Genomic DNA, 11,767 nt, shown 5'->3' on the forward strand with positions numbered 1-11,767 from the left:
GATCGAGGCGCCCGGGAATGTCGATGAGAACTGGCAGCGCCCAGAGGGCTTGGCTCGGGCGTGTCGGCACGCACGGACATAATGCGGCCGTGGACCTGAGACCGTCGTTGTTGCCCCCGCCCGTGAGTCGGCAGCGGCTGGACGAGCTGTGCGCCGAGGTAGACCGGATCGCTGACGTGCTGGAAACCCGCCGGGAGGCAGCGGGTGAGGCAATCACAGCCTTCAACGCGATGACCGGTCATGACTACGAGGCCCTCGACTTCGCTGAGTACGACGGAAGCAGGAGCCTGGAGGAGTTCGCGCGGGAGGCGGCCCGGCCGGCTCACCCCGTGGTTGCGGACATCACCCGGGACGAACTCGTTGAGATCGTTCGCAGGCTCCTGCTGGCCGACCCGGAGAGCGACTACTACCTGCGGCTCCTGGAGGCGAACGTGTCGCACCCCCGGGTGAGCGACCTGGTCTTCCACCCCTCAGACGACCTTCGGGGCGCGTCTGCGGAGCAGATTGTCGACGAGGCTCTGAAGTACCGACCGATCGCGCTCTGAGCCCTGCGGGAAGTCAGCTGGCCGTGGCTTGTTGTTCGGCGCGGGCGCGGGTGGTGGCCAGGCGGTAGGAGTCAGTGCCGAGCCGCTGGCTGAAGCTGTGCATGGCGGCCTCCTGGGCCAGGTCCAGGAGATGAGCTGTGTCGACGGCTCGGACAGTGCGGGGAAAGGCCGTTGTCATGTCGCGATGATGCCAAGAGGTCTCCGCGGGGCCGAGAGCCAGCTGGGCCGGGATGCGATCTGCCGACGCGCGGGACCCCAGACTTCCTCGAACTCCTCGGAGGTAAGTTGCTCGGGGTCGTGGCCTTCCCATTCCGAGACGGGCAGCTCGGCTGTGATCCGAACCTGCTGCCACTCCCGCCCGAAGTAGCCCTCGGGCCCCACGAGGGCCTCTGCCATCACGCAGTGAGGGCCGGGCACGTGGGTGGCGAACTTGCCGTCCGGATGATGACTCTGCCGCTGATCTTGTGACTGTCAGCCATCGAAGCGGGTCCAGTCGACGGGAAGGTCGGCCAGCGGGTCCAGGGCGTTTCGGTGGGTGGCGCCGGCCCAGACATCGAATTCTTCGCCGCCCACGTTGCTGACATGCACGACGAGGCCGGGGGTCACGTAGAAGTGGGTGGGTGCCCAGGGCCAGAAGGGGCGCAGGGGCACAAGGTGCAGGGCTTGGGTGAGTTGCTCGACCTGTGGTGCTGTGAGTCTGCGGGGCAGGGCCAGGTAGTCGGCGCCGATGGAAGCCTCGAAGAGGGAGAATTGGATCAGGAAGCCGCTGAGCGGTTCCTGCTCGGCGATCGGCTCCTCGTCGAATTCACGGAACCAGACAGTCGGATCGGCCTCAGGTTCGTCAAGCGTCCATAGGAGTGACCAGAGGAAGCCTCCTTGGTTCTCGACGCCGAAGACGAGCATCTCCCCGAGATGGTCGGTGTGCAGGTCTGGCTCGGGCAGGATCCTGTTCTGGGTTCCGAGGGCACCCGGCCGCTGCTTGGCGAGCCGATACAGATGTCTCAGTCCAGCGGGAAGACGTGACGCGGAGTTGCTGGTGGGTGATTCGGTGGCGTCTGCGGTGGGGTACCAGCCGGTTACGAACTGCTCGAGAGCTGCCGCACGGTCACCGTTGACATTTCTGAGCCACTCGAGGCCCGGCAAGCGCTCGGGGGAAGGTAGTGGGCGCACTCGGTTGAGGAGTTCTCTGCTCAAGGGTGCTTCAAGCCGCAGTTCGCAGTCGGTGAGAACGCCATCGGAGGTGCCAGCCTGGCTCACCTGGGCGGTGCCCAGGTACAACACTTCACCTCCGAGGCGGACCGCGATGTGGATCGGCAACGAGCTGTCGTACGCACCCCAGGGCGCCCCCATGAGTCGCTCTGTGACCGGCGCCGGTGCGGGCCCGATCAGGCGGACCTCCTCAGCGCTCCACACACCGCTTCTGGCGGGTGCGTCACTCGCTTCCGCGATGATCACCATTCCGGCCGGGCCTATGACGACACTGGCGCCCCCCACCGTGAAGCGCCCGGCTGTCACCGAGCCGCCAACGAGCTCGGGTACGCGCTCTCCATCGAACACCAGCGCCGGAATCACGGCGGGACCCTGATCAGTCATCCCCGCATGATCCTCGACCACCACCGGGCGTCCCTAGGCGGGGTTCGGGCTCGGCGGGGCGCTGCACGTAGCCGACGCCGCGGTCGGTGGCGACCTCGGCGCCGACCAGGTCCTCCAGTTCCTCGTGGGTGAGCGCCGTCCAGCGTGGGCCGTGCGGGCGGTAGCCGTCGGCGCCGGCGAACACCACCCGCCGGAAGCGGCTCTCCTGCCGCGCGCCGTCCGGCCACAACTGCCGCTCCACCCACACCGGCGGCGCCTCCTCGTCCGGGCAGTGCCGCTCCCACACCGCGCCCGCGTACCGCTCTACCCCGTTCATCAGCCCCATCCCCTCCCCGGGGACCTGCGTCGCCACCGCGACCGGGCGCGCACCCGCCGCGGTGAACAACTGCAGCCGGAACGTCCCCGGCAGCCTCAGGGCGGTGAACAGCGGCTCGTCCACGGTGCGCCGGCGCGGCGCCGCCAGCGCGCGCAGTTCCTCCCGGCCACCGGAATAGTCGCCGGGCCGCGGCGGCGGGCTCGGACGCGGAGTACCGCGAGGAGGACTTCCGGTGAACTCCGCCGCCGCGTGACCCTCGTCCACCGGGGTCTTCTCGGAAGACCAGGTCAGTCCGGGTCCCCGGTGGCCTGGAGGCGGCGCAGGGCCAGGATCAGATTGCCGCTGCCGAACGTCGCGAGCGCGGCGACGCCCCACAGGGTCGCCGCGACACCGGCCCGGTCCAGCACGGCGCCCGCGGCCAGGAAGCCCAGCGGCCCGGCCAGGGTGCTGATCGTGACCACGGCCTGCAACACCTTGGGCCCGAAGCCGTCCGGCAGCCGGGCGGAGAGCAGGCCCATCAGCGGCGCGTTCGCCAGGGGCGCGGCGGCCGATGACAGGCCGACGGCGACGACGAGCACGCTGGCCGGCACGGACACCAGGAGCGTCCACAGGGGCAGAGCGACGCAGACCAGGGCCGTACAGGCGAGTCGTACGGGGGCGACCCGTGCCGCCAACACATAGGCGGCCACCGAGCCCACCAGGCCACCGGCGCCCAGGGCGGCGATCAGCAGGCCGCCGACCCTCGCGTCCCCCTCGAACCGGGCGAACGCCAGCACCGGCATGGTGATCATCAGGGTCCGCAGCATCAGCCCGAACATTACGGTGGACAGCATCGCCCGGCTCAGGAACCAGTCGCCGCACAGATGCCGCACCCCCGCCCACAGGCCGCGGGGCCCGGCCGCGGACCCTCCGGCCCCGCCACCCCCTGCCGGGACGCGGCGCAGCAGCAGCAACCCGGAGAAGGCGAACGTGGCCGCGTCCAGCCACACCACCGATGTGGTCCCCACCAGCGGGATCAGCGCGCCCGCGAGCGCCGGTCCGGCGAACGCCGAGCCGTTCTGCACACCTTCCAGCGCGCTGTTGGCGCGGGCCAGAGAGCGGGCGTGCGGGCTCAGCAGTTCCATCGCCAGCACCCGCTGTGCCGCGTGGTACGGAACGGCCAGCGCCCCGAGCGCCGCGACGATCGCCACGAGGACGGCCAGATCGAGCACGCCCAGGGTCTGCAGCAGCGGGATCAGCGCCACCACCGGAGCGCGGGCGAGATCGGAGACGACCATGGTCCGGCGGGCGCCCAGGCGCTGGATGACCTCTCCGCCCGCGAAGCCGAGCAGCGCCATGGGCAGCACCTGGGCCGCGAAGACCAGGCCCGCCCGGGTGGCCGAGCCGGTGGTCTCCAGCACCAGCCAGGGCAGCGCGAGCATGGTCATCTGGGTGCCCAACGCCGTCACCGCGCCCGCGACATAGACCGCCGTCAGCGCACGGCTCGGCCTGCCACCCGCTGTGCCGTTCGGCGCTCCGCCTGGTGGGACGGGGGCTGCGCCGGGCCGGGTCGCCGCGATCGTCATCGGGTCGCCCCTTTCTCCTCGGTGGGTCCGGGCCATGTGGTCGCCCCCGCACCCTGTCGCCCGCCCACCGTCCGGTGCCAGGGAAGGACCGGCGGTAGCTCACTGTCGGTGCCGCTGCGCCTTCTTCCCTGCCACGCAGCCCGCCCGTCCGGCAGTGTGATGGCCGTCGGAGCCCACCACAGCCAAGGCCACCGGCAGCGGACACCAACGAAGGGAGGGACGGCGATGAGCGGCGGTATCGGAACGGCGTCGCACGTCCCGTCCTTCGCCGCCCGCGACGGACGGCGAGCGGTCGAGACCCGGTATGTGGACGGTCTCCCGCAGATCGTGGCCTGGGATCTGACGACGGGTCAGCGCCGCCAGGCGACCACCGCACCGCTGGGTGTGGAGACCGCCGCCATCGAGCCGGACGGCCACGGCCTGTGGTGGTTCGACGCCGCTCCCGGCGGTCAAGGCCGCTGGCTGCGCGGGCCGTTCGAGGGCGGGCACCCGCGCCCGGCGCTCGACGGCGTACCCGCCGGGCGGATGCACGGCCTGGCCTTCGACCCCCGCAGCGGCCTCGCCGCCGTCGGCGTCGGGGTCGCGGACCGCTCGCGGTACTACCTCGGCCGACCGGGCGAGCGCGCCCGCCTGGTGGCCGAGGAGCCCGGCTGTGCGGCAGTGGTGGGCCTGGCCCCCGGCGGCCGACTGCTGGCCACCGCGGGGTGCCCGGCCGGACCGGCCGCGGTCCGGCTGTGGTCACCGGCCTCCGGCGTCCTCGTGGACGCCATCCCCGGCGCAGCGGGCGACGGCGGCGCGGTGTGGGCGCTGGGCTTCCGTCCGGACCTCACCACCGCACGGCCGGAACTGCTGCTCGTCCTCGAACGCGCGGGCGGCTACACCCTGGCCTTCTGGCGGCAGGGCGAGGGGATCCGTACGCACGGTCCCGGCTCCGCCCTCGACTTCGATACGGAGATCACCGCCTGCTGGTACGGGCCCGGCCGCACGGCGCTGGTCCAGCAGGACCGGGCGGGACGCAGCCGCCTGCTCCGCGCCGACCTCGACCGCGGTACGACGACGGTGCTTCCCACGCCCGAGGGCACGATCATCGACTTCTCCTGCGCACCCGACCGCACGGTCCACTGCCTGTGGAGCCGCGACGGCGAACCGCCCCGGCCACTGATCTGCCACCCAGAAAGCCCGGAAAGCTCGGAAAGCGCGGAGCACCCGGAACCTTCGGAACGTCCCGACCGCTCCGGCCACTCCGGCCGCTCCACGACGGCGTCACGCGGCACGGCGCCCGGCGGAACGACCGGATCCAGGCGCCGCGAGCTGTGGACACATCGGCCGTACGGGCAGATCCACAGCTTTGTGGCCACCCCGCCCGGCCGCAGAGCGGGCCACCGCCCCTGGCCGACGGTCTTCCTCGTCCACGGCGGGCCCCACACCCACGACCGGGACGCCTATGACGCCCGGACCGAGGCCCTGGTCCGGGCCGGATTCGCCGTGGTGCGCACCAACTACCGCGGCTCGACGGGCTACGGCCCCCGCTGGCGGGACGACTTCGGCCACCGGGTCGGCCTCGCCCAGCTCGAAGACCTCGCCGCGGTGCGCGGCCACCTCATCGACGCGGGAGTCTCGGAGCCGGGCCGTACCGGCCTGTGCGGTTACTCCTGGGGTGGCTATCTGACGCTGCTGGCGATGGGCGTCCAGCCCCGGCTGTGGGACGTGGGGCTGGCCGTCGCCCCGGTGGCCGACTACACGGCGGCGTACCGGGCGACGACGCCAGCGCTGCGGGAGGTCGACGACCGCCTCTTCGGCGGCACCCCGGAGCAGGTGCCACACCGCTATCGCGCGGCCTGCCCGATGACCTATGTGGGCCGCGTACGCGGCCCGCTCTTCCTCGCCGCCTCGGCGGACGACGAGAAGTGCCCTCCGGAACAGATCGAGCGCTATCTCGCCGCGCTGCGGCGCCGCGACGTCCCGCATCGCGTCCGGTGGCTCGGCGGCGGACACGACGTGGGCCGTGACCCAGCCGGACACGCCGCCGCCTGGGCCGCCATGGTGCGCTACGCCGACGACACGCTGCGCGCCTCCCCCGGAACCGCCGACCGCCGCAACAGCGGGCGGACCGGCTCGCACCACCCCGTCCACCACACCGAAGAAAGGTCAATCCCATGAAGCGTCACGGACTGCGCGTCGACCCCATCAGCGCCACCGAGCGGGAGCGCGGGATCATCATTCCGCCGGACACCCAGGCCGCCCTGGACAAGGCGGTCCCGGTCCGGCCGAACGGCCCGGCGCGGACCTGCACCACCCGCACGAAGAAGAACACGGAGAAGAAGTCGCCTCTGCAGTGAGCCCAAGCAGCGCCGTAGCGGGGTGCCACGCCCGGCACCCCGCCGCGGCGCCGGCCGTGCCGGTGAGGACAGGAAAACATCATGACCACAGCTACGGCAGCGACGGCAGCACCCCGGACGAACAGTCCCCGGCCGGAGAAGCACCGGCCGGACAAGCCCGAGACGATGGAACCGCGCCGGAACCCGCCGACGTTCCTCAGCGATCCGTACCCGACCCTGGCCAGGATGCGGCAATCGGCCCCGGTCTCCGTGCTGCACAGCGACGGCGGCCTGCGGCTGTGGATCATCCCGCGCTACGTCGATGTCCGGGCCGCCCTCTTCGACCGCCGCTTCGCGCAGGATGTGCGGCGCGCCCAGGCCCTGGCCGACAGCCGGGTCGAGGGCGTCAACCTGGGCACCGAGATCACCCATATGCTCAGCAGCGATCCGCCCGACCACACCCGCCTCCGCCGCGTGGTCCAGGCGGCGTTCAGCCGCAAGCGGGTCGAGGCGATGCGGCCGATGGTCGAGCGCATCACCCTCGAACTCCTCGACGGGCTGGACGCGGCAGCCGCGCACCACACGACCCGCACCACCACCGCCACGGTGGACCTGGTACGTGACTTCGCCTTCCCGTTGCCGATCCTCGTCGTCTGCGAACTGCTCGGCTTCCCGCCCGAGGACCGCGACCTCTACCGGAAGTGGTCGACCGCCATCGTCACCCAGGAGGGCGACCACGCGGCGTTCCGGCGAGCCGTCCAGGAGATGGGCTCGTACGTCCTGGCCATCGCCGACCGGCGCATCCGCCGCAATGACCGTCCCGCCGATCTGCTCACCGATCTGCTGGCGGCCCGCGAGCGCGGGGAGCTGACGGACGACGAGATCGTGGGCATGGTCGCCCTGCTGCTGATCGGCGGGCATGAGACCACCGTGAACCTGCTGGGCACCTCCTGCCTCGCGCTGCTGCGCGATCCCGGCCAGGCCGCCTGGCTGCGCGCCGATCTCACCCGGATGCCCAGGGCCGTCGAGGAGTTCCTGCGCTACGACTCCCCCATCTGTATGGCCACCACCCGCTTCACCACCGAGCCGGTGGACGTCGGCGGGGTGGAGATCCCGCAGGACGAGTTCGTGCTGCTGTCCCTCGGCGCGGCCAACCGCGACCCGGCGCGCTTCCAGGACCCCGACCGCCTCATCCTCGACCGCCGGGACGCCGGCCATCTCGCCTTCGGCGGTGGCATCCACCGCTGCCTCGGGGCCCTGCTCGGCAAGCTGGAGACCGAGATCGCGCTCACCGCGCTCCTCGCCCGCTTCCCCGGAACGACCCTGGCCTGCCAGGAGCGCGACCTGCGCTGGCGCAACACGATGATGCTGCGCGGCTTGGAGGCGCTGCCCCTCACCCTGCGCCGCTGACCCCCGCCCTGACCCTGCCGCCCTCACCGTCGCGGCCTGGGCCCGGTCGGTCAAGGAGAACGGGACACGGGGTGCGCAAGGTGGAACCGCGCCAGACGTACGGCAGTCGAACGGGGCGCCGACCGACGCCGAACCGCCGATCAGGCGCCCGCCCGGGACCATAAGATCGGGTGCCCTGGGGGGTGAATATGGTGAAGCGGCGCCCTGGCACCATGCCGACGCTGGAGGAAGTGGCCGCGCTTGCCGGGGTGGGGCGGGGCACGGTCTCCTGCGTCATCAACAACGCGACCGGTGTCAAGGAGTCGACCCGGCGTGCCGTGCAGCAGGCCATCGCCGAGCTGGGCTACGTGCCCAACCTGGCGGCCCGTTCGCTGGCGGGGCGGCGCGCGGACGCCGTGGCGCTGGCGATCACCGAGAAGGACTGGCGCAAGTACGGGGAGCCGTTCTTCTCGGAGGTGGTGCGCGCGGTCGGCGACGCGCTGGCGGACACCTCGGTACAGCTGCTGCTCACCCTGGTCCGCTCGGACGCCGAGCGGATCAGGTTCGTCGGGTACGCGCGCGGCGGCCGGGTCGGCAGGGTGCCGCTGATGTCCGTGCACGCCGAGGACCCGCTGCCCGACATGCTCGCCGACGCCGGGCTGCCCACGGTGCTGCTCGGCCGCCGCTCGGGCGAGGAGCAGGTCACCTACGTCGACGCGGACAACGCGGGCGGTGCCCGGGCGTCGCCAAGCCCGGGCTGGGTGAGCATGGTGGCGAGCACCGACGTGGCTCGAAAGCCGGGGACGCTCAACTCGCTGGGAGTGCGCACCACCACCAACCCGATCCAACTCGCCCTGTGGGCCGGGCACGGGCCTGTTGTCGGTGTCTCACGTCCCATGCGGCGGCCTTCCTCAACTGCCATCCGCCAGAAGACCCTGACACGCCCGCGGATAGCTCTCAGTCCTCAGAACGGGCCCAGGTTGAGAGACAGCTAGCGTGCTGGTCTGGGACAACGTCCGCCTGCACCTGACGGCCGGCATGCGTGAGTTCGTCGACGCGAACGCCGAGTGGCTCACCGTGTTCCAGCTACCCACCTATGCCCCGGACCTCAATCCGACCGAGGGTGTCTGGTCGCTGGTCAAGCGTGACATCGGCAACCTTGCTGCGGCCGACCTAGGCCAGATCACCCGCGCCGTGAAGCGCAATCTGCTGCTGCAGTATCGGCCGGAGGCCATCGACGGCTGCCTCGCCGGCACCGACCTGGACCTGTGAGGTCGGTCGCCGGACTCGAAATTTGTCGAAGCCCAAAGCTGCTGGTCAGCTAACGTGGCGGCATGACTGACAGCCTGGCCGAGGACGTAGCCGACGTGCTTGACCTCGTCCTGAACTCGGACGAGCCCATTCACGTCGCCCTCCGACGACAGGCGCCCCAACTGAGGGTGCACTCCCGCTGCAAGTGCGGGTGCGGCACTGCCTACTTCGACCTTGACGCCGACGCGGTGGAGCCCGCGCCAACGGGCCCCGGCACCGTCGTGGCCGCCGACGTACAGCTGTTCACCAAAACCGGCGAGTGCCCTGGCGAGGTCCTGGTCTTCGCGCAAGGCGGCTACCTCTCATGGCTGGAGGTCTGCTCTTGGAGCGATGACGTTGAGGTGAATCTCGCCGCGGCGCGGCGCTGGCTGCAGCCATCGTTCTGAACCCGATCCCGGTAACAGCCGGCGGTCTCGGACCCTGACGCCGCCACCACGAGTCGACCGACATCACGAGTTCAAGTGCAGTAACTGGAGCCGCGGAGGTGAGGCGCCCCGGGTCGGGGACTCTCTGATTCAGCACGGGCGGAACCACACCGAGCCGCAGAGTTCTGAGGTGACTACAGCGCTCTGCCGGCCTCGGGAACCGGATACGAAGCTTGGGAACAGCCGTCATCGAGACGGAGCAACTCGCCGACCGCGCCACCGTCGTCCGGCGCGACGGCACCGTGTTGTACGCCAACGGGAGTGGCCATTGCCATTTGTCAGGGGTGTCAAGCATCCATCGTGGTGGCCGGCTACCGTTTCACCCTGCCGCGGATGGCAATGACAGCGAACCCCAGCAGAACCGGCTCGGCTAGGGTCTGCTGCGAAAGTGGATCTTGGTCGTGGATGATCACGCCCTGTGGGGCGTGGTGATCTGACGAATGGACAATGGGCCCGGCTTGAGCCGTTGTTGCCGCAGGGCATCAAGCCGGGCCGTCCGCCGGTGTGGACGCGACGGCAGCTGATAGACGGCATTCGGTGGCGGACCCGTACCGGTGCTCCCTGGCGTGATGTGCCGGAACGCTACGGGCCCTGGGAGCGGGTCTACGACCTGTTCCGGCGCTGGCAGCGCGATGGCACCTGGCCAGGTTCGTCACTCAGCTCCAAGCTCAGGCGGACGCGAAGGACCTGATCACCTGGGACGTGAATATCGACTCCACCGTCTGCCGGGCCCACCAGCACGCCGCCGGGGCCTCGAAAAAGGGGATCTGCAAAAGGAACCGCCCGGCGGCATTGCCGTTGAGCCGGCCGACCATGGTCTCGGAGGTTCCCGAGGCGGCCTGACCACCAAGATCCACCTTGCCGTCGAGCAGGGGCAGAAGCCGCTGAGCGTCGTGATCACAGCCGGCCAGGGGGGTGACTCGCCGCAATTCGAGCCGGTCCTGGAAGCCATCCGGGTACCTCGCCTTGGTCCGGGCAGGCCCCGCAGGCGGCCGGACCGGGTGCGGGCCGACAAAGCGTACGACTCCCGCCGCAACCGGGCCTACCTGCGCAGACGCGGGATCAAGGCGACCATCCCGGTCCCCGCCGACCGCGTCCGCAACCGCCAGAAGCTCGGTGCCCGAGGCGGTCGGCCGCCGAAGTTCGACAAAACCGACTACCGCGAGCGGCATGCCGTCGAGTGCGGGATCAACCGCCTCAAGTGCCACCGGGCCGTGGCCACGAGATACGACAAGCTCGCCGTCCGCTACGAGGCGACCGTGTTGGTTGCAGTCCTCAACGAGTGGCTGTGACCAGCACCTTCCCAACAAACCCTAGTCGACCCTGACCACGTACTTGCCCCGCACACCGCCCGCCTCCAGCGCCCGGTGTGCGGCCGCTGTCTCTTTCAGCGGGAAGACCGTGTCCACCGCCGGCCGCAGCTTCCCCTCTGTCACCTGGCGGGCGAGGTCGTCGAAGAGCGCACGTTCGGGGTTGCCGCTGAAGAAGCGCACCCGGCCGCGTCCGTGGACGGCGCTGGCCGCGATGTAGCCCAGCGAGGCGGCGGGCCGCGTCAGGTCGAAGGCGATGGTGACCATGCGTCCGCCCGGCTTCAGCATCCGCCGTACGGTACGCAGGTCGGTGCCCGCCGTGTCGAGGACCACGTCGAACAGTCCCAGTTCCGCAGGGGACACGGTCCGGTGGTCGACGGCATGGTGGGCACCGAGCGTACGGACGAAGTCGAGGTTGGCAGCGCGGGCCAGGGCCGTGACCTCGGCACCGTACGCCTGTCCCAGCTGGACGGCGGCGTTGCCGACGCCGCCCGCCGCGCCCCGTACAAGCAGCCGTTCGCCGGGGCGCAGTGCGGCCTTGTCGCGGAGGGCCGTGACGGCCGTGGTGGCCACCGGCAGCGCGGCAGCGGCCACGAGGTCCAGTCCGTCCGGGACCCGGCCGAGCCGCTCGGGCCGTACCGTCACGTACTCGGCGGCGCTGCCGAATCCGGAGCTGCGGCCCAGGACGCCCCACACCTGGTCGCCGACCGCTACGCCGGTCGCGCCGGTGCCGAGTGCGGCGATCTCGCCAGTGAAGTCCAGCCCGATGCGCTGCGGGAACTTCCGGCCGGTGACGAGGCGGGCCCGACCGGAACGGGCCGCCAGTTCGCCGCCGTTCACGCTGAACGCGCGCACGCGCACGAGGACCTCGCCGGGTGCCGGTCCGGGACGTGGCACCCGGCCCACATACAGCACCTCGGGGCCGCCGAAGCGGTCGAACAGTACGGCTTTCATCGTGCGGTCGTCCATCGTTGCGTTCTCACCTTCGCCACCAG

At 71.1% G+C, this 11,767-nt stretch carries 10 protein-coding genes and 3 pseudogenes; 8 read left to right on the forward strand and 5 right to left on the reverse strand.

Going from position 1 to position 11,767, the window contains the following annotated elements; translation table 11 throughout:
* Positions 1 to 89 precede the first annotated feature (89 nt).
* Positions 90 to 545 (forward strand): hypothetical protein, encoded by a 456-nt coding sequence (locus F1615_RS25640; protein WP_149551442.1) that lies wholly within the window; start codon positions 90 to 92, stop codon positions 543 to 545.
* Positions 546 to 558: 13 nt separating this feature from the next.
* Here the strand turns inward: F1615_RS25640 and F1615_RS35710 are convergent, their stop codons facing one another.
* The 4 genes from F1615_RS35710 to F1615_RS25660 form a co-directional block, all read right to left on the reverse strand.
* Complete coding sequence (locus F1615_RS35710) at positions 559 to 723, reverse strand: hypothetical protein (protein ID WP_167533852.1); 165 nt, start codon at positions 721 to 723, stop codon at positions 559 to 561.
* A gap of 293 nt (positions 724 to 1,016) precedes the next feature.
* Entirely contained in the window at positions 1,017 to 2,162 is a 1,146-nt protein-coding gene (locus F1615_RS25650) for a hypothetical protein (RefSeq protein WP_167533854.1), read from the reverse strand.
* Positions 2,131 to 2,718, reverse strand: a complete 588-nt coding sequence (locus F1615_RS25655; protein ID WP_149551445.1) for a hypothetical protein — start codon at positions 2,716 to 2,718, stop codon at positions 2,131 to 2,133. The genes F1615_RS25650 and F1615_RS25655 overlap by 32 nt, the downstream gene beginning before the upstream one ends.
* A 23-nt stretch (positions 2,719 to 2,741) precedes the next feature.
* Positions 2,742 to 4,019 (reverse strand): MFS transporter, encoded by a 1,278-nt coding sequence (locus F1615_RS25660; protein WP_149551446.1) that lies wholly within the window; start codon positions 4,017 to 4,019, stop codon positions 2,742 to 2,744.
* Positions 4,020 to 4,244: 225 nt separating this feature from the next.
* Here F1615_RS25660 and F1615_RS25665 point away from each other — a divergent pair, with 225 nt between their 5' ends.
* From F1615_RS25665 to F1615_RS25695, 7 genes and pseudogenes are all read left to right on the forward strand, one after another.
* A complete protein-coding gene (locus tag F1615_RS25665) occupies positions 4,245 to 6,179 on the forward strand; it encodes a prolyl oligopeptidase family serine peptidase (RefSeq protein ID WP_149551447.1) in 1,935 nt (644 codons plus the stop codon).
* Positions 6,176 to 6,358 (forward strand): hypothetical protein, encoded by a 183-nt coding sequence (locus F1615_RS25670; RefSeq protein WP_037934591.1) that lies wholly within the window; start codon positions 6,176 to 6,178, stop codon positions 6,356 to 6,358. Before F1615_RS25665 ends, F1615_RS25670 begins: the two co-directional genes overlap by 4 nt.
* 81 nt (positions 6,359 to 6,439) lie before the next feature.
* The gene (locus tag F1615_RS25675; protein WP_244328842.1) at positions 6,440 to 7,747 is read left to right on the forward strand and encodes a cytochrome P450 family protein; all 1,308 of its coding nucleotides are present in this window, start codon (positions 6,440 to 6,442) and stop codon (positions 7,745 to 7,747) included.
* A gap of 188 nt (positions 7,748 to 7,935) precedes the next feature.
* Positions 7,936 to 8,472, forward strand: a pseudogene (locus F1615_RS25680) (LacI family DNA-binding transcriptional regulator); the annotation flags it as partial.
* Positions 8,473 to 8,722: 250 nt separating this feature from the next.
* A pseudogene (locus F1615_RS25685) lies at positions 8,723 to 8,998 on the forward strand (transposase); the annotation flags it as partial.
* A 62-nt stretch (positions 8,999 to 9,060) separates the two neighbouring features.
* Complete coding sequence (locus F1615_RS25690; RefSeq protein WP_149551448.1) at positions 9,061 to 9,423, forward strand: hypothetical protein; 363 nt, start codon at positions 9,061 to 9,063, stop codon at positions 9,421 to 9,423.
* A gap of 457 nt (positions 9,424 to 9,880) precedes the next feature.
* Positions 9,881 to 10,754, forward strand: a pseudogene (locus tag F1615_RS25695) (IS5 family transposase).
* 21 nt (positions 10,755 to 10,775) lie between these two features.
* Here the strand turns inward: F1615_RS25695 and F1615_RS25700 are convergent.
* A complete protein-coding gene (locus F1615_RS25700; RefSeq protein WP_149551449.1) occupies positions 10,776 to 11,741 on the reverse strand; it encodes an NAD(P)-dependent alcohol dehydrogenase in 966 nt (321 codons plus the stop codon).
* Positions 11,742 to 11,767 lie beyond the last annotated feature (26 nt).

It is taken from the genome of Streptomyces marokkonensis (assembly GCF_008312835.1).
GTDB lineage: Bacteria > Actinomycetota > Actinomycetes > Streptomycetales > Streptomycetaceae > Streptomyces > Streptomyces marokkonensis_A.